Source organism: Chryseobacterium sp. MYb328 (assembly GCF_037572595.1).
Classification (GTDB): domain Bacteria; phylum Bacteroidota; class Bacteroidia; order Flavobacteriales; family Weeksellaceae; genus Chryseobacterium; species Chryseobacterium pennae.
On record NZ_JBBGZQ010000007.1, the window covers coordinates 43,718 to 67,437 of the forward strand.

At 36.5% G+C, this 23,720-nt stretch carries 20 protein-coding genes; 1 reads left to right on the forward strand and 19 read right to left on the reverse strand.

All coding sequences use genetic code 11. The annotated features are described in order from the left end of the window. Position 1: 1 nt before the first annotated feature. From WH267_RS09110 to WH267_RS09195, 18 genes are all read right to left on the reverse strand, one after another. Positions 2–3,262: a hypothetical protein gene (locus tag WH267_RS09110; RefSeq protein WP_340007560.1), complete on the reverse strand. Its 3,261-nt coding sequence runs from the start codon at positions 3,260–3,262 to the stop codon at positions 2–4. 13 nt (positions 3,263–3,275) lie between these two features. Continuing rightward, a complete protein-coding gene (locus WH267_RS09115) occupies positions 3,276–4,880 on the reverse strand; it encodes a T9SS type A sorting domain-containing protein (protein WP_340007562.1) in 1,605 nt (534 codons plus the stop codon). Positions 4,881–5,411: 531 nt separating this feature from the next. Beyond that, complete coding sequence (locus WH267_RS09120) at positions 5,412–7,535, reverse strand: TonB-dependent receptor (RefSeq protein WP_340007564.1); 2,124 nt, start codon at positions 7,533–7,535, stop codon at positions 5,412–5,414. A gap of 268 nt (positions 7,536–7,803) precedes the next feature. Continuing rightward, a complete protein-coding gene (hisIE, locus tag WH267_RS09125; RefSeq protein ID WP_340007566.1) occupies positions 7,804–8,391 on the reverse strand; it encodes a bifunctional phosphoribosyl-AMP cyclohydrolase/phosphoribosyl-ATP diphosphatase HisIE in 588 nt (195 codons plus the stop codon). Next, on the reverse strand, positions 8,388–9,140 hold the full coding sequence (gene hisF, locus WH267_RS09130) for an imidazole glycerol phosphate synthase subunit HisF (protein WP_340007567.1): 753 nt from the start codon (positions 9,138–9,140) through the stop codon (positions 8,388–8,390). Before hisF ends, hisIE begins: the two co-directional genes overlap by 4 nt. After that, positions 9,133–9,855 carry a 1-(5-phosphoribosyl)-5-[(5-phosphoribosylamino)methylideneamino]imidazole-4-carboxamide isomerase gene (gene hisA / locus WH267_RS09135; protein ID WP_115968732.1) on the reverse strand — a complete coding sequence of 241 codons (723 nt, stop codon included), beginning with the start codon at positions 9,853–9,855 and terminating at the stop codon, positions 9,133–9,135. Before hisA ends, hisF begins: the two co-directional genes overlap by 8 nt. Beyond that, entirely contained in the window at positions 9,855–10,436 is a 582-nt protein-coding gene (gene hisH / locus WH267_RS09140) for an imidazole glycerol phosphate synthase subunit HisH (protein WP_123319221.1), read from the reverse strand. The genes hisA and hisH overlap by 1 nt, the downstream gene beginning before the upstream one ends. 65 nt (positions 10,437–10,501) lie before the next feature. Next, positions 10,502–11,596 carry a bifunctional histidinol-phosphatase/imidazoleglycerol-phosphate dehydratase HisB gene (hisB, locus tag WH267_RS09145; protein WP_340007569.1) on the reverse strand — a complete coding sequence of 365 codons (1,095 nt, stop codon included), beginning with the start codon at positions 11,594–11,596 and terminating at the stop codon, positions 10,502–10,504. Positions 11,597–11,598: 2 nt separating this feature from the next. Beyond that, on the reverse strand, positions 11,599–12,624 hold the full coding sequence (gene hisC, locus WH267_RS09150; protein WP_340007571.1) for a histidinol-phosphate transaminase: 1,026 nt from the start codon (positions 12,622–12,624) through the stop codon (positions 11,599–11,601). Between the two features lie 4 nt (positions 12,625–12,628). After that, on the reverse strand, positions 12,629–13,903 hold the full coding sequence (gene hisD, locus WH267_RS09155) for a histidinol dehydrogenase (protein WP_340007573.1): 1,275 nt from the start codon (positions 13,901–13,903) through the stop codon (positions 12,629–12,631). 159 nt (positions 13,904–14,062) lie between these two features. Beyond that, entirely contained in the window at positions 14,063–14,920 is an 858-nt protein-coding gene (gene hisG / locus WH267_RS09160; RefSeq protein WP_123319225.1) for an ATP phosphoribosyltransferase, read from the reverse strand. Positions 14,921–15,169: 249 nt separating this feature from the next. Further along, on the reverse strand, positions 15,170–16,267 hold the full coding sequence (locus WH267_RS09165) for a glycosyltransferase family 4 protein (protein ID WP_340007576.1): 1,098 nt from the start codon (positions 16,265–16,267) through the stop codon (positions 15,170–15,172). Beyond that, positions 16,264–17,040 (reverse strand): polysaccharide deacetylase family protein, encoded by a 777-nt coding sequence (locus tag WH267_RS09170; protein ID WP_340007578.1) that lies wholly within the window; start codon positions 17,038–17,040, stop codon positions 16,264–16,266. Before WH267_RS09170 ends, WH267_RS09165 begins: the two co-directional genes overlap by 4 nt. Further along, positions 17,041–17,970 carry a glycosyltransferase family 2 protein gene (locus tag WH267_RS09175; protein WP_123319228.1) on the reverse strand — a complete coding sequence of 310 codons (930 nt, stop codon included), beginning with the start codon at positions 17,968–17,970 and terminating at the stop codon, positions 17,041–17,043. It lies immediately after the preceding gene. 3 nt (positions 17,971–17,973) lie between these two features. Beyond that, complete coding sequence (locus WH267_RS09180) at positions 17,974–19,143, reverse strand: glycosyltransferase family 87 protein (RefSeq protein ID WP_340007581.1); 1,170 nt, start codon at positions 19,141–19,143, stop codon at positions 17,974–17,976. 31 nt (positions 19,144–19,174) lie between these two features. Further along, on the reverse strand, positions 19,175–19,987 hold the full coding sequence (locus tag WH267_RS09185) for a 2,3,4,5-tetrahydropyridine-2,6-dicarboxylate N-succinyltransferase (protein WP_340007583.1): 813 nt from the start codon (positions 19,985–19,987) through the stop codon (positions 19,175–19,177). 83 nt (positions 19,988–20,070) lie between these two features. Further along, the gene (locus WH267_RS09190; RefSeq protein WP_115968742.1) at positions 20,071–20,682 is read right to left on the reverse strand and encodes a methyltransferase family protein; all 612 of its coding nucleotides are present in this window, start codon (positions 20,680–20,682) and stop codon (positions 20,071–20,073) included. A gap of 203 nt (positions 20,683–20,885) precedes the next feature. After that, positions 20,886–21,734 (reverse strand): AraC family transcriptional regulator, encoded by an 849-nt coding sequence (locus WH267_RS09195; RefSeq protein ID WP_340007587.1) that lies wholly within the window; start codon positions 21,732–21,734, stop codon positions 20,886–20,888. 88 nt (positions 21,735–21,822) lie between these two features. Between WH267_RS09195 and WH267_RS09200 the strand changes: the two genes are divergently transcribed. Next, on the forward strand, positions 21,823–23,010 hold the full coding sequence (locus WH267_RS09200) for an MFS transporter (protein ID WP_340007589.1): 1,188 nt from the start codon (positions 21,823–21,825) through the stop codon (positions 23,008–23,010). Between the two features lie 236 nt (positions 23,011–23,246). Here WH267_RS09200 and WH267_RS09205 read toward each other — a convergent pair whose 3' ends face one another. Then, positions 23,247–23,624 carry a DUF2255 family protein gene (locus tag WH267_RS09205; protein ID WP_340007591.1) on the reverse strand — a complete coding sequence of 126 codons (378 nt, stop codon included), beginning with the start codon at positions 23,622–23,624 and terminating at the stop codon, positions 23,247–23,249. Between the last annotated feature and the right edge of the window lie 96 nt (positions 23,625–23,720).

Genomic DNA, 23,720 nt, shown 5'->3' on the forward strand with positions numbered 1-23,720 from the left:
TTTAGTTTTTATAATTGTATTTCATTTCCTTCAGGATCTTTCCGTTAGCATCTATTACCTTGTCAAGGCGGTTAGCAGAATCATAATAATAGAATTCTGTAATCCCCGACGGTGGAGTAATGCTTCTAATTCCTACAAGCGGGTCATAAGTATATGTAGAGATCTGATATTCTGGAAGCCTCTCTCTAAAACTTCTCAATGCTTTTAAGAGTACTGCTTCATCATTATTGATTTCGGCCAGCTCATCTGTATTGGAAGCATTGACAATCAAATTAATCAGTGACTGTAGTATATCTGTTAATTTTGCACCTTTTATCTCCGCAATGGGCTGAGTTTTATTATATCCCCAGATAATAACAGTAGGAATACCATCTTTTGTAGTATACTGCTGGATATTCCCTTTGGAATCATATTGATCATACATAACTTCGGTAGTTGTATTACCCTGAAGTCCGGTAGAAATGACAGATGTAGGAAATAAAGTTGCAGGATCATCATAACGGGTTTCCATTTTGGAGATGATTTTTCCGGAAGGACTATTCCCATTTTGTATTTTAGTTACAGCAGTTTCCAGCGGAACACCGATCATATTAGCATTGATCAACTTCTGGTTTCCTTTTTCATGGGCATACTGGTACGTGGTTTCACGAGCAGAACCATCAGCATAGACCGTTTTTGAAGAGGTTACCTGGTGATGATTAGGATTCCCGTAACTACTGAAGCTGGTGCTGGTCATGGCAGAACCATCAGGCAGAGATTCCGTAGTTTTTACTTCCGTGAGATTATAAAACCCGTAATAATTTTCATAAGAACCGTACGATATATTGAGTAGTTGGTCTTCATTAGGATTCGGATTATAGGTGAAATTTTCTTTAAAGACATAGCTTTTAAGGCTTTTCAGCTGGCTGTATTCATATTTGTACGTCTTAACAAGCTGCTTCTTAAAAGCCACATTTTCATATTGATACCTGTTCTCCTCCAGCAGTAAATAAGATTTTTCTTCTCCGGAATTAGTACCTGGGATATTATAAATAGCTGGCCATCTTCCAATATTGTACTCTGCATTGGGAATATAGCTAAACTTTCTCTCTATGGCACTTTTGTTTTCTATAACTTCTGTAATATCTGTATAGGTAACCTTATTTTTTCTATGGTTGAAATTAGGGAGTAAATTATTCTGACTGCCTGTATAAATATTCACTATTTCCACGGATGGAAAATTATTGGACCCTGATGTACAAGGTATTGAAGTTTCGCCCGCCTTTGCACCTATATAGTTCAGGTTAAAGTCTGCCACTGAAGTTTTGGGACTGCTAATATTAGCCAGGGAATTATAATAAAACTTCCGGGTATAGCTATCTCCCTCTATATCAGATTCTTTAATAGACGAAACCCTGCTTCCTCCAAAATATACCGGTTCATAGGTGGTAACGTTATGGGCATTATAGTAAATTGAAGCAACGCCAGATGAGGCGGCGACTCCTTTAACCGTATATGTCGCTTTATAAGTATGTCCGGCTACAGTAGCTATAGCAGAAGAACCCGGTGCTTTGGAATCTAATTCTTTAGTACCATTGCCGGCAGCAGTACGTACATTCGTTCCTGTTGTTTCATCCGTAATAGTCAAAGTATGTTTGACTAGCTTAGGCTCCGGCTCGTAACATCCTTGTGCCGGATAAGGACCTGCCGCTGCAAAGTAATGAATATCCGTTCCGTTAGAAACAAAAGTAAATGTCCCGGTAGGAAAATTATGTGATGGATCACAGGGAGTATACAGGGCTTCTACACCTCCTAACTCCATGACTTCTTTCGTGGTGGCACCAGCGCTTGAATTGGGATCATAAAAAATCTCAGAAATCCCTTTGGTAGGATGGGTAATCTGTTTTAAGTTACCAATGGAAGCCCATAATGGCTCTACCTCTTTATTAGCAGAAAGGATCGTTAAAGGCATATAAGCACCAAAACTTTGAAAAATACCAAAATTGTTGGTAGGACGAGGAGCAGGAAAAGGAGAAGAATTACTCTTATTATTGGGATATCCAAAATAATCCGTATCCAGGCTAAACCTTGCAGGAAGTTTTTCAGGGCTGTAATAGCTGAAATCCGTACTGGTATTCCTGGTCACGTTTTTTAATGATTTTAAAAAATGTCTGTTTCGTGTAGATGTTTCGTTGGAAGGAATCCCATAATAAGTAGCTGCTGCGGACGACGTGACATCCTGATATTCCAGGTTAAATTTTTCAATAAGCAAATTCCCGTTTTTTACCTCAATGGAAGTCAGAAGATTGTTTTCAGCATTGCTGTTAAACAAATCATTTCTCGCTTTTCCATACATGAAAGAAACATTCTTGTCATCTTCTGAGATAAGGGTAAGTCTTGGCTTGTAGGACTGCTGGATGACTTTGCTTTTAACGATATCATTATATGTATACTGAGAGCCGGATGAGGCACTCGGGCATTTGCCAAGTAAACTAAAACCCGCATTCAAAGAGGAATAATAAGTAAGGGGTTCTGTAATGTAGGTAAAATTGGTTTCCCGTTTGTCAGGGCTGATGATTTTATATAAATACCAGCCCGTGATGGCCTTACGGTCAGGTCCTGCGCTCTGGGTGGTAGACCTTTCAATATTTTCTACTCCTCCCCCAAAATAATACTCCGTTCCGGTTTTGTCCGTCAGTTTAAAACGGAACAGTTTTCCGTAACCAAAAACAGGTAGATTCAGATCAGTAATCTCAATTTTGATTTTATCCTTGGATTCGGTAAAAACCTGTAAGGTATTGTTAATATAGAAACTTCCTGACAGCCCATTGGCAATTGAAAAGTTAAACCAATCGTATTCGGTATCCATTTCATTGCCTGTTCTTGCAGCTTCTCTTATTTGGGCGAGATTGGCAGTTTCATTTACCGTTTCAGGTTTCCAGTTTGTGTTGTTTTCGTCTGTTTCATCTTTTACAACCCTTGATATAACGCCTGGAGCTGTCAGCATCCACGACATTCCTGTACTGGTTCCAATATCATCTGCCCTCACTCCACTGGAGTAGTTTAAGGATATGGGAGTACGGAGCTGGGTATAAACAGGAACCTGATGGGTAAAATCACCATTGGAAGACTGTTCAAAGCTGATCCTGCTGCTGGCAAATGTCTCCTGTGATGGAGCCACTATTTTAGGGAGTCCGTAATTGTTATTGGGCTCGGGTGATGCCTGCCCACTGTATAATTGAAATACCAGAAGCATGCTTATTGACACATATATTTTCTTCATGATTTTTAGTTTTTTATTTCTTAATCAACTTTGCATTCGCTGTTTTATTAGTATCAGTTTTTATGGTAACCAGATAAGCTCCCTGAATTAGATTCTGGCTATTTATCTTCGTTACTTTATTCTTAGTCTTCAAATTTTGAAGCTGTCTTCCGCTCATATCATACAGCATAATATCAGCCTCTTTAAAATCAAAGCCGATTTCTATATAAGCATAATCAGATACAGGATTGGGATAGATCTTGATATCATATTTTTCAATCAGATCATTTACCTGTTTATCGCCAAGTTTTACAATCTTCCAGTTTTCTTTCCCTAATTCTTTGGCACTGGTTCCTGCTAAAATAATAGAACCGTCTCTGTTGAGTTTCAAATCTGAAAGTCTTTCTTCTTTCTGTCTGGATTCTCCGCTTACATGTTTTCGCCACTGTTCATTTCCGTTTCCATCCAGATACAGCATCCAGAACGTCTCATCATCTTTTTCTATTCTTCCTTCTGCCTGGGTGTAACCGCCTAACAGAATTCCTTTCGAGGATTTGTCGTCTCCTGAACGGATTACGCTTGCTCCCATCAGAATATCACGGTTTTTGAAATTGTAGGATTTCTGCCACTGTTCATCACCTCTTTCATTTAAAGAAATCAGCCACAGATCGGTTCCTTCTTCAATCCCTACCGTTTTGTTTCCTGATCTTTCGGATCGGGATTCACCACCGATGATATAACCATTTGAGGTTAAAGACAGGGTTCTGATATGGTCATCTCCTTTTCCACCATAGTTCTTTTCCCATTCTACTTTTCCGTTTTTATCCAGTTTGATAATCCAGTAATCTCCTTCACCAAAGTTGCTGCTGGCTTTTGGCGTCTGGCTAATGGCTGTTGAACTGACAGATTTACTCTCAGGATTTCTTACCCCAAAATTCTTCACCTCGGAGCTCCTTGAATAAATCCCCAATAGGGCTCCACCATCTTTTGTGGGAATCATTTTCTCTACTTCATCCAAACCTTTTCCGCCTACTATCAATTGGGAAAGTTCTTTTCCGTCTTTGTCGAGTCTGGTGATCCAGACATCTTTGGAGCCATACCCTTGGAAAGAGTTTTGTACATTCCCGGCTACAAAAAAGCCTAAATCTGTACTTTGAATGACTGCTTTAGCTTCTTCATCGGAAGAGGTTCCTAATGTTTTCTGCCAGATTTCATCGCCAAATTCATTGATCCGGATCAGCCAGATATCTGAACCGCCTTTGGAATCTTCTTTCTTATCCAGTCCTTTTCCGGAGTATGAGGTTCCTGCTAAAAGAAATCCTCCCTCCTGAGTGCTGACTGTTGCAGATAAATAATCGTGATTGTTTCCTGAGAAATACTTTTCCCAGGCTTCTTCTCCCTGTTGGTTCAGTTTAACCAGATGGAAATCGTAGCCATTGTTCTGTTTACTTCCTGAAGTTTGCTGTTTGTCGCTTTGTATAGAGCTTCCTGTGATAAGATACTGCTGATCGATAGTGGTAGTGACCTGGCTAAGGAAATCCTGAGTAGAGGACTTGACATCTTTTTGCCAGAGAATATTCTGGGCAGATACGCCAAGAATTGTGCATACAGTACATGCACTGAGATAAATCTTTTTCATTCCTGTGTTTTTTGAGTTTTAGTTATTAGTTTATCAAATTTTTGCAAATTTAACTTTTTTTAATACAACAATATTACGTTGACATGATTTAATACAAAGTATTTACAATATCAGATTCATTATCATACTCTATTCTAATTATACAAATCTACCACAGCACAACGACAGAACCTGTCGTATATTACTTATATTCCACAAAAAAACCTTTGAAAAAATTCAAAGGTTTACTTGTTTCTGTTCAGAAGAGTTTCTTCCATATTTTTTAGTGCAAATCCTTTCGCTTATGCTTATAATCCAGCTATTTCCCAATCGAAAATTTCTTTTCCACAAGCTGCTTTTTCGTCATATTTATATTGATAACAAAGGATATCTGATAGAGTTGTATCTATAGCTAAAGGTGAAATCACAAATGCAAACTGGCCATACTTATTATAAACATAATAAGCAGCTGCATTTTCTGTATAATCTGCTGTCCTCCCTAAAAAAACTTTTCCATTAAGAAAAGGTTTTTTTTATAAGAAGGGATTTAGATTAATAATTAAAATTAAGAGAAAGCGTATAATATCTTCCGTTTCCACGTACATATTCTGCATCACGTGCAGTATACATTGAGGTAGGTGTGAAGTAAGAAGTATTAAAAACATTCTCTATTCCAAGTCCTACTGTCAGGAGCTTATTAATTTTATAACTTCCCTGAACATTGAAAAGGTTAAAACTTTTTACAGGACCTTCTCCTTCAGCATACTTTCCTGAAGCAGCAGGTTCAAACTGATCTCTTTTAAATGAGTACATATGATAGACTCCCAGCTGTAGTTTTTGAGCCTTATCATTCCATTTAACGAAAGAATTCAACCTCGCGGGTGCAATTCTTAAACCGCTTAAATATTTTTCGTAGCTGTTGTCATTTTTCACATCTACTTTTCCTTCCTGATATGTATAATTGGTTCCGACAGTTAATCCCTGTGTCGGATAAATATTCAATGCCAGCTCTACTCCGTTAATATATTGAGGTGCACGAAGCGGAGTCCAGAAGCCATTCATAGAAACCAGATCAGCTCCCATCTTGGAATAATTATAAAAATAACTGGCTGAAAAATCTATGTACTGTCCTATTTTACTGTTGAAACCAATTTCATAGTTGTCAATAACTACAGGATCCGTATTGATTTCATTTAAGACATTGCTTTTGGCGTCTCTAAGTACGCGGCCAAGATCGTAAATGTTAAACCCTCTGGAATAAGAGGTGAAAGGCTGGAAGAAATCAAATGCCACATAACTCACTCCTACATTGTAAGATAGGTTTGAATAATTCAATCTTCCTCCTTCTACATTGAACGGAACATCTTTGTTGGAAGGCAAAGTAGTATAATCCGGAACTTTTACGGACATTTTATCCCATCGAACACCTGCCTTTACCGTTAAATCATCAGTAAGGAATAATTTCCCCTGTAGAAAAGGGGCTACAGCCAGCATATTCATTTCCGGAACCCATATTCTTCCATCTACCAGAGGCTGACTTGTTTTTTCATTCAGGAGATCCAGACCATAAGTCAGTGAACCTTTTAATCCTTTTTCTTTTCCAAATTCAGTATTAAAATCTGCTCTGAATCCATATTTTTTTTCTAAAATGGCAGATTGTCCTCCTGTTTTCCATCTGGGTGCATTTCTGTAATCATAAATGGTATAAAAATCCTGGAAATACAAAGTGGTGCTAAGACTTGTGTTACGAAAAATATTTTTATTGATATATTTAAGATATCCGTTGTGATTATATCTTGTTCCTTCTTTCACACCTTCTCTATTACCTAATTTCCCGGTAGAAGGCTGTTCACCGTATTTTCCTAGATCCAGTATATATTTGGAATCCTGCAGACTCGAATAGTAATTATACATCACTTCCAGCCTGTTGTTATCATTAAGATCATACCCTATTTTTGCAAAAATATTGTTGACGGCAGTCTCTCCCAATCCATATCTTGGGTTCTGGACTAATCCTTCACCATCTATTTTTACTCCGTTTTGGGTAAGCGTTCCATTCACAAGATAGTCGAACTTTCCTGCTTTTCCAAAGAAACTTTGTGAAATTCTGTACCCCGCACCACCATCAGATTTAAACATTTTGTTATTAAACAGATCATGGCTGGTAAATCCCAATACGGTTCTTCCTGAAAAAGTTTTACCAGAGTTACTTTTTTGGGTAATATAATTGATGATTCCTCCTTCTGCGCCATTCCCATAAATAGATGTTGCTCCTTTTACCACTTCAATTCGTTCTAAAACAGAAGGATCAATACTTCGTATTTCTCTGTCATTATTTCGTAAAGGGCTTGATTGTGGAATTCCGTCTATCATAATCAGTACGTTTCTTCCTCTTAAAGTCTGCCCTCTGTTGCTTACCAGATTATTTCCAAATGCTAATCCGGGCACTTTATAAGCCAGAATATTACTCAGATCGGCAGAAATTAATGCTTGCTCTGTAATTTCTTTTTTGTTGATAATGTTAACTGTAGAAGCTGTTTTCTTTACAATTTCAGGAGATCTTGAAGCGGTAACAATCACTTCATCAAGTCTGTTCTGTTCTAATGAATCTTTTTTCTGAGCAGCCGCTTGGGAAAATACCACAAGACTTCCGATTAATAAAATAGTTTTTTTCATACTTAAGTGTTATTTAGAATAATTAAAAACAAAATTACAATTTTGAGCCTATTTCAAAATTTGGATATTTTAACAGCTAACTTTATGATCTAGTTATATATAAATTAATTTAAAATATTTAAATTAAATAATCAATCCAATTTATCTATGCAGTTAATTTTATCAATGGTAGCTGATAATCATCATGTATAAAGCTACCCAACGATATCTTGGCTTTAATAAATTTTTACTGTCTTACCGAAAAAACCTTTGAAATAATTCAAAGGTTTTATTGATCTCTTTTCTTAAGAATCTCTTCAATGTCTTCCAGGGAAAATCCTTTTGCTTTTAATAAAATCAGTAAATGATATAAAAGATCAGCTGCTTCATTTTTAAAGAGCAATTCATTATCATCCTTAGCTTCAATAACTAGCTCTACTGCTTCTTCACCCACTTTTTGAGCCATTTTATTCATTCCTCTCTGATAAAGTGAATAGGTATAAGATCCATCAACTTTACCGTCAATCCTTTGAGATATCGTCTCTTCCAACTCGTATAAAAAACCTTTTGCATCCTTATCACCAAAACAACTGAAACTTCCTGTGTGGCATACCACATTAGTGGGAACGGCTTTAATCAGTATCGTATCCTGATCACAATCTATAGCTATACTCTTCACTGTTAAAAAATTACCGGATTCCTCTCCTTTTGTCCACAGTCTGTTTTTGGAACGGCTGAAGAATGTGACCACTTTTTCTTTTTTTGTTTTCTCAAAAGCCTCCTCATTCATATATCCCAACATCAGCACCTGCAGTGTCCGGTCATCCTGGACTACTACCGGAACAAGGCTATTATCTTTTTTAAAATTAATATTCATCGTACTTTTATTTTTTGAATTTTTAACTGTTGTTTTAACTCCTGAATCCCTATTTCATTAAAGTGGAATATACTGGCTGCCAATGCTCCTGTAGCCTTAGTTTCATTAAAAACTTTAATAAAGTCATTGACTGTTCCCGCACCACCGGAAGCTATTACAGGGATTGTTACCTGTTCTGAAACCTGCTTTGTGATGCGAAGATCAAAACCATTTTTAGTTCCGTCACCATCCATAGAGGTTAAAAGAATTTCACCGGCCCCTAATGCTTCTGCTCTCTTGGCCCATTCTACAGTGCCCAGTTCTGTAGCTTCTCTTCCGCCTTTAATGTGAACAAGATCGGTTTGGTTGACTCTTTTAGTATCGATTGCAACTACTACACACTGGCTTCCAAATTCATTAGCCAGCTCAGCAATCAGTTTGGGATCTTTTACCGCAGAGGAATTGATACTGATCTTATCTGCTCCGGCCTCCAAAAGCTTTCTTACATCTTCCACAGAGGCAATTCCACCCCCAACGGTAAAGGGAATACTCAACTCTTTGGCGATCTTCCCTACCAGTTCCACAAATGTTTTTCTGTTTTCAATGGTCGCCGTAATATCAAGAAAAACAAGCTCATCAGCCCCTTCCAGTTCATATTTTTTGGCAAGTTCCACCGGATCACCAGCATTTTTAAGATCCTCAAAATTGATTCCCTTCACTGTACTTCCGTCTTTAATATCCAGACATGGAATAATTCTTTTTTTAAGCATTTTCAATAAAATTTTGAAGTTGTTGGAGACTTATTTTTCCTTCATAAATAGCCTTACCGATAATGGTTCCTGCACATCCGATATCTTTCATTTTATAGACATCTTTAATCCCCGAAATACCACCACTGGCAATCAGCTGTAATGAGGTTTTATATAAAATCTCAATATAGAGACCTGTTGAAGGCCCTTCCAGCATTCCATCCTTTGAAATATCGGTGCATATTGTGCTTTGCATTCCCTTTTTCTGATAATCGAGAATAAAATCTATAATATCTTCATCGCTTTCTTCCTGCCAACCGGAGGTCTTGATTTTCCTGTTATCACAATCGGCGCCCAGAATAATTTTTTCAGGACCATATTTTTCAATGATCGTAAGACAAAACTCAGGATCCTGTACGGCAATGCTTCCTAATGTGATTTGTTTGGCACCGGAATCAAAGGCTGTTTCAATGTCCTGTAAGCTTTTTAATCCACCTCCAAAATCAATCTGCAACGAAGTACATTTTGCGATCTCTTCCAGTACTTTCTGATTTACAATATGTTTAGACTTCGCCCCATCAAGATCCACCAGATGAAGAAACTGAATCCCAAAGTCTTCAAATTCCCTGGCCACTTCTACAGGGTTCTCATTGTATATTTTCTTTGTGCTGTAATCTCCTTTGGACAGACGCACGCATTTTCCATCAATAATATCAATAGCCGGAATAATTTTCATCATAATAAATTTATAAAGTTGTTGAGTATCCGGCTGCCTACGCTTCCTGATTTTTCAGGGTGAAACTGTGTTGCATAAAAATTATCTTTCTGTAAAGAAGCACTGAATGGAAGGATATAATCACACACAGAAGTGGTGAATTCTGATAACTCGCAGTAGTAGCTGTGAACAAAATAAACATCATTTTCCGGGGTAATTCCTGAAAATAATGAGGAATTACCTCCCGAAACAGTATTCCAGCCCATATGAGGAACAAGTTCCAAAGGAGGAAACCTTTTTACTTTGATATCGAAAATCCCCATTCCTTCGGTATTTCCTTCTTCATTTCCTTTACACATCAGCTGCATTCCCAGGCATATTCCCAAAACAGGCTGTTTCAATGTAGGAATAAGCTTATCAAGTCCTTTTTCTTTCAAAAGTTTCATGGTAGATGAAGCCTCGCCTACACCAGGAAAAATCACCTTATCTGCCTTCATGATCTGCTCATGATCATCTGTAATGACTGAGCTGATATTTAGCCTGTTTAAAGCATTCTGTACGGAGCTTACATTGCCTCCGTTATATTTTATTATTGCGATCATAAGTTTTTACAATAGTTTACTAACATTGACAGTAGATTTTAAATTAAATTCAATCTTTTATGTGTTTATAAACTTCCTTTGGTTGAAGGTAAATTATAGTTACTATCAGATTGGTTGACTGCCATTTTCACAGCTTTAGCAAAAGCTTTGAAAATTGATTCTATCTTGTGGTGCTCATTCTCTCCTTCTGCTTTAATATTTAAATTGGTTCTTGAAGAATCTGTAAAAGATTTAAAAAAGTGAAAGAACATTTCTGTGGGAACATCCCCTATTTTTTCTCTTTTAAATTCAGCATCCCATACCAGCCATGGCCTACCCCCAAAATCAATAGCTACCTGCGAAAGACAATCATCCATAGGGAGCAGAAAACCATATCTTTCGATTCCTTTTTTCTTTCCTAAGGCTTTTAAAATGGCTTCTCCCAGCACTATTCCCGTATCTTCAACCGTGTGATGCTCATCCACCTGAAGATCTCCGTTTACTTGGATGCGAAGATCCATATTACCATGCCTTGCGATCTGGTCCAGCATGTGATCAAAGAAATGAAGCCCTGTTGAAATTTCAGATTTTCCATTTCCGTCGATATTCACTTCAATTTCTATTTCCGTTTCATTGGTCTTTCTATAGACTTTGGCTCTTCTCATTCCAGACTTTAAGAACTGGTAAATCTCATTCCATTCTGTTGTCACCAAATCTGCTTCATTATTAAAGTTTTGGTTTAATAAAATAGATTTAGAACCCAAATTATTAGCAAGTTGAATGTCCGTTATCCGATCACCAATTACATAGGAATTTTTCAGATCGTAATCACCATAGATGTATTTTCCAAGCATTCCTGTTCCTGGTTTGCGGGTGGGCAGATTTTCGTGTTCAAAACTTTTATCAATAAGAATATCACTGAAAATAATTCCTTCATTCTTAAAAGCCTTCATCATTTTTTCATGAGGCTGAGTAAAGGTATCCAGAGGAAAACTTTCTGTACCCAGCCCGTCCTGATTGGTCACCATCACCAATTCATAATCCAGTTCATTGGCAATTTTTGCAAGGTTCTGGAAAACACCAGGATAGAATTCCAGTTTTTCCAATGAATCAACCTGAAAATCAATGGGGGGTTCTATAATCAGGGTACCATCCCGATCGATAAACAATACTTTTTTCATCCTTATATGTTTTTTAAAAGGTTAATCAATTTTTCATTTTCCAGACGGTTGCCTATATTAATCCTGATACAGCCGGGAATTGCAGGATCTCTCCTACTGGTCAATATTTCCTGCTCCAGCATTTGTGTATAAACATTTTCTATATCTTTTAATTTGATCAGAAAGAAATTAGCATCTGTTGGAAATGCTCTGGTAATACATTCAATATTGTTAAACTGATCCTGCAACCATTCACGTTCTGTGATAATATCACGGATATTTTCTTTTAACTGATTTTCATTTTCAAGTGCTTTCAGGATCAGTTCCTGGCTCAATGCATTAACATTGTAAGGCGCTTTTACTGTATTGATCAACTGAATGATCTCTTCCGAAGCATAGGCAACCCCTACTCTTGCTCCTGCAATACCCCAGGCTTTAGAAAAGGTCTGAAGAACAATAAGATTAGGATACTGACCCAACAGTTCCAAACTTGACTTTTTACCGGAAAACTCAATATAAGCTTCATCTACAACGACAATACCATTAAAATTCTGAAGGTAAAATTCAATATCTTCAGTACTGTTACCGGTTGGGTTATTGGGCGAGCATAAAAAGAAAACTTTGATAGCTTCTTGTTGTACTATTTTTAAAAAGTCATCTTTTACAATCTCAAAGTTCTCATCCAGATTCAGTTGTAAAACCCTGTTTTCATTAATAGTGGCATAAAAACCATACATTGCAAACGATGGATTCATCATCAGAATAGCATCTTTTTTAGGCTCACAAAAAATTTTAATAATCAGATCGATCAGTTCATCACTTCCGTTTCCTATAGCGATCTGCGTAGGAGAAAGAGTTTTAAGTTCTGCTAAGCTGTTTTTAAGCTTTCTCTGGGTAGAATCCGGATAACGGTTCCATTCCCCGAAAGGGCTTTCATTAGCATCTAAAAATGTTGGGGCATTAAATTCATTATGATCTCTGAAACTTATATACGGTTTTAGTTTTAAAATATTTTCTCTTACCAGTGTATTGATACTTATTGTGCTCATTTTATTATTTTAATCTTATTGATACTGCATTTTTGTGGGCAAAAAGGCCTTCTGCCTCGGCCATTACTTCTATTGTTTTTCCTAAATTCTGAAGACCTTCCCTGGATAAATACTGAAAGGTAATTTTCTTTACAAAGCTGTCCAGAGATACTCCACTATAGTTCTTTGCATAGGCATTGGTCGGAAGGGTGTGATTGGTTCCGCTGGCATAATCTCCGGCACTTTCGCAGGAATAATTTCCAAGGAATACAGATCCCGCATTCTGAATATCAGGAATATATTTTTCAAATTCCCTGATCGCCAGAATAAGGTGTTCCGGAGCATATAAATTGCTGAACTCAATGGCGTCTTCAAGACTGTTTAATACTATAAAACTGCTGTTTTCAAGTGCATTTCCTGCCATTTCATTTCTAGGTAAGTCCCTAATTTGCTGTTCAACGGACCCAACCGTCTCATTAAAAACTTTAAGGTCTGTCGTAAGGAAGATAACCTGACTATCACTACCGTGTTCTGCCTGTGAAAGCAAATCTGCTGCACAGAATTCCGGGATGGCTTGCTCATCAGCTATCACGAGCACCTCACTTGGCCCTGCCGGCATATCGATGGCTACTCCAAACCGTTGGGCATATTCTTTTGCTGCTACTACAAACTGATTTCCCGGACCAAAAATTTTATATACTTTTGGAATACTTTCTGTACCCAAAGCCATTGCTGCAATTGCCTGAGCACCTCCTGTTTTAAAGATCTTTGAAATTCCGCACACTTTGGCAGCATACAAAATAGCAGGATTAACAGCTCCGTTTTGATCTGGTGGCGTACAAAGAATGACCTCTTTACACCCGGCAATATTAGCAGGTACTGCAAGCATCAAAACGGTTGAGAATAAGGGTGCTGTACCTCCCGGAATATAAATCCCCACCTTTTCTACAGCCCGGTTCTCTCTCCAGCACACCACTCCTTTTGTAGTTTCAATCTTCTGAACCTCAGTATTTTGTGAAACGTGAAATTTATAGATGTTTTCTTTCGCCTCCTGAATAGCCAGTTTCAACTCGTTGCTTAATTGATTTTCTGCATTATCAATCTCATTTTCAGGAACAGAGATACTTTTTGTTTCTGCTTTATCAAATTTCTTATTAAATGCAATAAGAGCTTTATCTCCGTTGTTTTCAACCTCATTAAAAATTTCTGAGATCAATCCGCTAATTTCTTCCCGTTCAAAAACGGGGCGCTGTACCAGATCTGCCCATGTTTCTTTTGTTGGATATCGATATATTTTCATCTGTATTATTTTTCTTAGTATAAATTGATTGTTATTTTTTGACTTAAGATTTTTTAAGCAGCTAAGAATGATTAAAACGATAATTGAAGGTATTTTCAAACTTAACTTATCTTAATTTTTCTTTTCTCTTCTTTTCTTAACAGTTCATTATTTTGTACTTTACATGACCATTTTATCAATAGGAATGATGAGAATATCCTGAGCTCCGTTTTCTTTCAGTTCATCAATAACTTCCCAGAATCTTTCCTGATCAATCACAGAATGAATACTGCTCCAGCCTTCTTCAGCCAATGGAATTACAGTAGGGCTTTTCAGTACCGGAAGTACATCTGCTACCTTTTGGATCTTATCATTGGGAACATTCATCAGGATGTATTTTGAATTCTTTGCTTTTAAAACGGCTTGAATTCTGAAAAGAAATTTATTGAGAATAGCAGCTTTTTCGGATGACAGCTGTGGTGTTTGAGCCAAAACAGCTTCTGATTTCAATAAAGTAACGGTTTCCCTCAATCCGTTTTTGAATAAGGTACTTCCGGAGCTTACAATATCACAGATTCCGTCTGCAAGCCCAATGTTTGGAGCAATTTCTACAGAACCGGAAATCACGTGAATATCTGATGTGATTCCTTTTGTTTCTAAAAAATTCTTAAGGGTGTTAGGATAAGAGGTGGCTATTTTTCTGCCTTGAAAGTAAGCCGGATCATCAGTTTCAATTTCTTTGGGAACCGCAATGGAAACACGGCATTTTGAAAAACCCAGTTTCTCAACAATCTGAATCTTTTTCTGTTTTTCAATTAAAAGATTTTCGCCCACGATGGCAACATCCACCACTCCGTCTTCCAGGTATTGAGGAATATCTGAATTCCGGAGATACATGATTTCCATCGGGAAGCTGTCTACTGAAACTTTAAGCTGATCTTTTCCGTTGTTGACAAAGATTCCACAGTCTTTGAGAAGCTGCAGGGATTCTTCATATAAACGGCCACTTTTCTGAATCGCAATTTTTAATTTACTCATTTCGTCTTTTTTGAGTCTGAGTAAATAAAAGCTGATCTGTTGAAATTTCTGAGGAGAATTCAGGAAACAAAAAAACCGTCTACTTACTCAGACGGTTTTTTTAATATTTTTGATTTTAGCACAAACATATATCAATCAATTCCGCCTAACAGAGATGATGATAATAATGATGTAATGCTAAAATTATTGGTTTCATTGTATTGAATTATGATGCAAATGTAGGATTTATTTTTAAAATGCAAAGTTTTTTCAGATAATTTTTTGATAAAGATTCATCAGATCTTTTGCAATGGGCTCATCATTGAACTTCTGAACAAACTCAAAACCCTTTTCCTCACGGCGTTTTCTTTCAGATTCATTTTCCCACAAAAATTTTATCTTGGCCTTGATATCAAGATCATTTTTAGGATCAATATAGACGGAATCTTTCCCCCCTGCTTCCGGAAGACAGCTTGTATTGCTTGTTACCACTACTGTTTTTGAAAAAAGCGCCTCTATCACGGGAATTCCGAAGCCTTCAAAGAAACTTGGATATACAAAAATATTAGCAAGTTTGTAGATTACAGCCAATTCATCCATAGAAACTCCTTCCAGAAAATGTACTTGCTTTTCCATTTTGTTTTTCTTCAGAAAGCTTTCTATTTTCTGATAATATTTGGTCTTCTTTCCTACGACTACCAGCGGAATTCCTGTATCTCTGATCGCTTTTACAACATTCAGAAGGTTCTTGCGGTCTTCAATGGTTCCTACATTCAGAATAAACCTTTCCGGAAGATTAAATTTATCTTTGGCTGCTTGAATCTGTTCGGAAGACTGTTGTTCTTTAAACGCTTTATGACAGCCCTGATAAATGACTTCAATCTTGCTTTCAGGAACTTTTAAAAACTCAATAATATCTCTTTTGGTCTGTTCTGAAATTGCAATGATCTTATCTGCCATTTCAGCAGCCTTTTTAAACTTCCAAAAGTGAATTTTACGGTCAAAAAAGGAGTAATACTGCGGATATCTCACAAAGATCAGATCATGGATGGTAACGATTTTTTTAATAGGTTTCTGATCCCATTTCAAAGGTAATTCACCGGATAGACCATGGTAAATATCTGCTCCTAGTTTCTGGGCATCTTTTCCCATTTTAAGCTGGCGTGAAAAGTTTCCTTTTGAGGTTTCCACAAACTTAACATTAGGGCGGTCAAGAATATCTTTCCCCCGTTCAGATTTATTTTTGTTGAGCAATAGATATTCATTATCCGGCTCATATTGAGAAAGAATCCTTACCAGATCTCTTGAATAATTGCCCAGTCCGGAGGTGTTATGGAAAAAACGTTTTGCGTCAAAAGCAATTTTCATGCGTGTATCTGTTTTTGAAATTCCTGAAAAGTACCAAAAGTATGACCTTTTTCTTTAAGCCATCCTACAAAGGTATCAAATCTTTCCACCATATCCTGTCCGGAATTTTTCACGGTAAAGCCAGGCAGTTTAAATGCTTCATCCTTAATAGATGAAAACTCCCACGGATGGAAGTAAATATTCAGATAGTTATCTTTTTTCAAAACATCAGCAGCTAGCTTTTTATAGAAAGCTAAAGGAAAGTTGTGAAAGCTTAGCCAGAATAAAGGAATTCTGAAATTAGGCGATACAGATGCAGGAACCTGCATTACATTTCCTTCTTTGAAGTAAGTTCTTGGTACTTTAAGATTATTATACCTTCCAGGTAAAAACGTAGGATTAACGGATGAATTGTATGAATACCCTGCCTTCTCCACTTCTTTTTCATCTACCGGCATCATTCTCGGCATTCTTAATCCGGTCACTTTTGTGGAAAATAATTCTTCCAGTCTTTCTCTTGATTCTTTCAGGTGTTTATTTTCAAATTCTGAATGAAACCAGGTATGAGAAGCCAGTTCGTGCCCTTCATTAAGCAACCTTTCAATAAGATGTTTACTGTTTTCAGCAAAGACTACAGTAGAAAAAAAGGTCGCTTTTGCTCCGTATTTTTTTAGAATATTTAAAATATTTTCAAGTCCGTGCTGAGATATAGAGATTTGTTTATCGAAAGAAATTTCTCCTTTATATTCTAAAGGCATGTCGAACTCCTCGATATCAAAACTTAATAAAACCATTTAAAAATTTTTGTTTTTTATAATATAATTAGGTCTTTCTTTAACCTGTTTAAAGATCTTACCTAAATAGATACCAATGATTCCCAGGATAATCAACTGAAGCCCCCCAAAGAACACAATGGTCATAATTAACGATGCCCAGCCTGAGATCTCAGTATGCACCACAAATGAATGAATAACATAGGCAAGATATCCAATTACTGAAAGTACTGAGAATAAAAAGCCCAGATAAGCTGCTAAATAAAGCGGTTTTACACTAAATGCAGTAATTCCTGTAAAAGCAAATTTGAGCATTTTTTTCAGGTTATAACTGCTCTCTCCTGCTATTCTTTCTCCTGCTGTAAAATCGATTCCGATTTGTTTGTAGCCCATCCAGCTGGTTAGACCTCTCAGGAACAGGTCATCTTCTTTAAAGCTTCTCATCGCCTCTACTGCATTGGCATCCATCAGTCTGAAATCAGATCCGCCTCCTTTGGTAAGGTTCACATCTGAAAGACTGGACAAAAGCTTATAGAACACATCAGAAGTCTTCCTTTTAAAATAAGAAATCTGTTTGGGATAGGTTCTTACCGTATACACAATGTCATACCCCTCTTCCCACTTCTGAATCATTTCAGGGATCAGCTCAGGAGGATGCTGAAGATCGCCATCCATTGAAATAACGGCGTTTCCATCTGCACAATCCATTCCTGCTTTTACAGCTGGCTGATGCCCGAAGTTTCTGGAGAATTCAATAAATTTTACTTCTTCATATTTGCCGGACAGTTCTTCCAACTTCTCTTGTGTATTGTCTCTGCTTCCATCATTCACAAAGATGATTTCAAAATCATAATTCTCCAGTTCTGAAAAAACTTCTTTTATTTTTTCATGAACTAAAGCAACGTTGCCTTCTTCATTATGAGCAGGAATGACAATAGAAATTTTCTTCATACCTTAATTTAAAGTGTAATCCTTTTCGAAATCTTTGGTTATTAATTCGTAAATAACTCTCAACCAAACGATGATACAAGGTACGGCTTTCAAAGAATATTTAATGATATAATTTTGCTTGATAAATTTCGGGAATAAATCCGATGGTGAAAAACAGGTCAGAATGATGACAAACACCAGTAATCCAATAATGAATGGTGTTTTTTCTTTCTGAAGAGTAAACCATATCATTACTCCTGCCACCGCAATAATATACGTTGGTGATTCTGAACCTGAACTGAACAATACTAAAAAGAGTAATGTAGAAGCCAGAATCATCAACTGAAATGCATAGTTCTTATACTGCTTTATTCTGATATACGGCAATGCAAATAAAGGAACACCAAAAGCTAAAAAGGTAAGATTTGAAATGGACGCATCCCCCAGAATTCTTCTTACAAACCCCATCAGTGATATATCCTGCATATTTCCCAACACCTGATTATCATTGTTTTTTGAAATCAGAGATGTTGCCCAGTCAGAATAACTCTGAATCACGAACTGCGGACTGGAATAGATCATCGGAATACATAAACATACTGCGGCAATGACAATTCCCGAAAGAATAAATTTAACCTTGTTTCTGATAAAGAAAAACTGAGATAACCCTACAATTCCGTAAAGTTTTACAAAAATCCCAATCACAATGGCTGTAGCAGACTGTACTTCTTTTCTTTCATAAATAAATATGGCAGATAACATTAAAAGCCCTACTAAAGCAATATTGAACTGTAAACTTACAGCAGCAGTAATGTATTCCTGCAGACATAACAAGGCAAAAAGTGCCTTCTTAGGATCTGAAAATGGAAGCTTATGAATCGCATACAGGAAAATGGCTGTGTTGGCGACATTCCATAAGGCAATTCCCATCCAGTCAGGCATTACCGCAAAAGGAGCGATCAGTAAACTGAAAAAAATGCCATAATGATTCATATCAGAATAACGCTCAGGATACTGTAAATACAGATTTTTCTCATCAAGAGTATTGAAAAATACTCCTTTGAAAATCAAATAGTTATTAATTGCCTGATATCCTCTGGAAAATTTAGAAAGTGCAGTAGCTATGGCTACAATAATATAAACCCCAAATATATATTTAGGGTTTAAAAGTATGTTAAGAAATTTTTCTTTCAAAATAGGTTGGTATTAGTTTAAAAACTTAATCTTAAACAGCTACATTATTCTCCCTCAAAGCATCATTAAGAGATGTCTTTTTATCTGTAGATTCTTTTCTCTGACCAATGATCAATGCACATGGAACATGATATTCTCCCGCAGGATACTGTTTTGTATAGCTTCCAGGAATTACTACAGAACGGGCAGGAACTCTTCCTTTAATTTCGATTGGCTCACTTCCTGTTACATCAATGATTTTTGTAGAAGCCGTTAATACAACATTTGCTCCCAATACCGCTTCTCTTTCTACATGTACTCCTTCTACAACGATACATCTCGAACCGATGAAACAGTCATCTTCAATGATTACCGGAGCAGCCTGTAATGGCTCAAGTACACCACCGATTCCTACACCACCACTCAGGTGAACGTTTTTACCGATCTGTGCACAGCTTCCAACTGTAGCCCAAGTATCTACCATTGTTCCTGAATCTACATAAGCCCCAATGTTTACATAAGACGGCATCATAATTACTCCTGAAGCTACGAAAGAACCTTCTCTCGCAATGGCATGAGGAACTACTCTTACTCCTTTTTCCGCATAATTTTTCTTTAAAGGAATCTTGTCATGGAATTCAAACGGACCCACTTCAATAGTTTCCATTTTCTGGATCGGGAAATACATTACTACTGCTTTCTTCACCCATTCATTTACCTGCCAACCGTTTTCCGTAGGTTCAGCTACACGAAGTTCTCCGGAATCTAATAAAGAAATAACCTCTCTGATCGCTTTCTGGCTGTCTTCATTTTGTAATAGCTCTCTATTATCCCAGATGTTTTCAATAGTTTGTTGTAACGACATGTTTCTTATTTAAATTAGTTTGAAAAATTATACCCGCCAAAGATACAAAAAAGTTCAGCAAAACGATTTTTAAGTTTATGCTTTTAATAAAGACTCAGCATACGTCCAACCCTCTTTTTATAAGTCTCATAGGTTTCTCCGTGTTGTTTTAATAAATGATCCTCTTCAAGGCGTATCTGAACCTGTATCAAAATATTTCCTGTCAAGAAAAATATCAGAGAAATCATTGTAGGAAGAAGGAGGAAGAATCCTATAAGACTTACTGTCATTCCTAAAAAGACAGGGTTTCTGGAAAAGGAAAATACACCATTGGTGATGAGCTTAGTTTTCAACTTATCATCAATCCCGATTCGCCATGAATCCTTCATATAAAGCTGAGCCACAATCACCCATATAAAAGAAAATATCATTAATGCAATGCCGATATACTGAAATACATCAGAATCTAAAACAGATATTTTGAACGCATCCATTATTATATCCGGAAATAATAAAAGCAGTGACGTATACATGAATAAACCCATTAAAACAAGCTTAAAATACAATCCTACCAATGCATAAGCAGAATCATCTTTTGGTAAAACATTGGGGTTCTTCCCTATTTTTTTAGCTACAGCAATGCTGATTCCGAGAAATGAAACTAAAAAAAACAGGATAAAATAAATAGGGATAAAGAATCTGATAAAATCTGTCATGGTTTGTTTTTGTGACAAATTTCAAGGATTTTACCATGCAATACTATTGCAATAATTACTGTACAGAAATAATCATTGCAACCTTTTATCCGGCACAATCCGGTACATTTTGTACAATAGCCGCATGTATTGAATTTGGGCTAAATACAGCTTTTAATAATACAAACTAAAAAATTATATTACAATACATTAAATACGTTTATTTAAACCTTAGATTTAGATATAGACTTGCGCTTTTTAAACTCTGTCAAGCTCATGTTATGCTGCTTTTTAAAAAATTTATTCAGATGACTTTCATCGGAAAAACCGAATTCAGTAACAATCTCATTAACTCTCATATCACTGAAAAGAAGACGGTGTTCAATTAGTCTCAATTTATAATTCAGAATATAGTGGGTAATGGTTTCTCCGCTGTGATTTTTAAAGTAGCTGCCGAGATAAGTTTCAGACAACCCAAATTTCTGAGCGATTACAGAGACTTTTAAAAGGGCCGGATCGTGAATATTACCTTGAATATAATCAATGATTTCAACAATTCTTTTATCAGTGTTGGAAGCCACATGTTCAATCCGCATTTTTGATATATTTCTTGCAGCAATCACAATTAAAGCATTCACATAATGCAGCGTCAGTTCTTCCTGATAAATATCCGGATGATGAATCCCCTGAAGAAGTGAAGAAGCAATTGATTCCACCAGAACAACATCCGGTTTATTCTGCAAAATACATCCGGAAAGATAAGATGCTCCATACAGCAGGCATCCTATTGAATTAATGTTATTCCATTTATAATCTTTTACATAACGCTCACTGAACTTTACGAGTAAAAGCTCTGTTCTTTCTTTAATTTCCAAGTGATGTTTATCTTCAGGTGTCAGTAATAACAGGCTCCCTTTAGTATAAGAAGCAATATTGTTATTGATTACACAAGAACCTTTTCCGGAAATGACATATATAATCTGAAAAAAAGAGAATTGAATACCTTTTAAGGGGCAATTTTCAGTTTCATAATATTCAACTTTAACCAATTGATCTATATTCTCTCTTTTCATGTGGTAAAAGTACTTATTTATCATTAAAATATACTGATTTTTTACATTTTTTCTGTCCAAATTTGCTACATCAAAATTTTTAAAATCAATGAAAAGATCAATCTATGTCCTGGCGCTTGGAGCTTTTGGCATTATTACTACTGAATTTGGTGTTGTAGGTATTCTTCCTACCATCAGCAGACAATTTGGGGTATCAATTGATACAGCTGGATGGTTATTGAGCGCTTTTGCCATTACTGTCGCTGTGTCTTCTCCTTTTATCACCTCTTTCACCAGCAAAATAAACCGTAAGTTTCTCCTATGCCTTGTAATGAGCATATTTGTACTATCCAATATTATATCTGCTTTTTCTACAAACTTTACGATGCTTATGATTGCCCGAATATTACCAGCAATATTACATCCACTTTTCTGGAATATTTCCATTGCTATTGCATTTAAGGAAAAGGGTGCAAAAGGAGTTTCTACCGTCATGCTGGGACTGAGTCTTGCCACAGTTCTCGGTATTCCGATGACGACCTATGCAGCTGACCTCTTTCACGATTGGAAAGCTTCATTTTTTCTGAGCAGTGGCATCAGCTTAATTGCATTTATCGGGTTATTGGTTTTTATTCCCTCTATACCTGCAGAAAAAGAAAAATCCGGACAGAATCAATTAACCATATTGAAAAATCCTTTCTTGTGGATGAATCTTATTTCTACTATTGGTACTTTAGCCGCTATGTTCTCCAGTTACACTTATCTTACTGCTTATCTGGAAGAAATCACCAGAATGAATGGAGCCCAGATCAGCATTATGCTTCTTCTTTTCGGAGGAATGGGAACTCTCGGCAACTGGCTTATGGGAATAGCTTTAAGCAGAAATGTAAGACTCACCACAAGGTTGTTTTTACTCCTGCTGATTTCAGTACAGGTTCTGGCTTACTTCATGGGTGGAGTTTTTATTCCGATGGTTATCATTGTGTCTTTCTGGGGAATGATTCATACAGGAGGTTTTTTGGTTTCAAATATCCGAACCACGCAAAACATTCCTCATCATGCTCTGGAATTTGTGAACAGCTTACTTACATCTTCTTTTAATATTGGAATTTCACTAGGTGCCTTTCTTGGAGGAATAGTCAGTGCTTATTATGGAGTTCAGTATGTCCTTTCGGTAAGTGTTCTACTTCTTACAGCTACATTCTTACTAAGTTTCTTTTCTTTCCCAAAAGACATTTTAGAAAAGGAAAAAACCGAACAAAACAAACTTGTAACTTCTGCTTGTGAGCAAACTTAATCTATACAAAGAGCTTATTTTACAAATGAAAGCAACTCCTCTCCGGAAAGAGTTGCTTTTTTTTGTTATGTTTTGGCTAAAGCCAATGGAATTGATTTGTTTTATTGATTACATGGACTAAAGTCCGTTCCTATTGAATGTGATAAATCATTCTCAGAACGGATTAAACTTCGACCCTACAGAGCTATTATCTATCCTATTGATTTACATGCTATTGTGAAATATTTAGATTCTCTTTATTTTACATCATCAATAATAAACTCCATCGTCCTCTCAATATGTTTTTCTTCAATGATTCCCATTGCATATTTTCGGTTTCTTCCGAAATTATATTTTGTAAGGTAAGCATGGTTAATCTTGTCGGTTAATTGCTCTATATCTTCAGAAACTATTGCTTTAATGGTATATATTTCATCATCACATTTGATCTGCCCTACTGAACTTTTCAAGAAAGTATTATACCAGCTTCTCTCAGCCAGCCCCCATGATCTGGCAAAAATTCGGTTTTGAACTACGACCATCCAGATCTCCAAAAAATCAGGTCTTTCTGATCCTGCTTTTATTCCGATAAGATTATTAGTTTTAATATAATCCAGTGCTTTGTTTTTATTCATTTTGCTAATAAGTTTCTGTAAAACTATGATTAGTAAGTATTGAATAAAAACTTTTTATACAGAGGGATAGAAATAAGATGTGTATGGTATATTTGT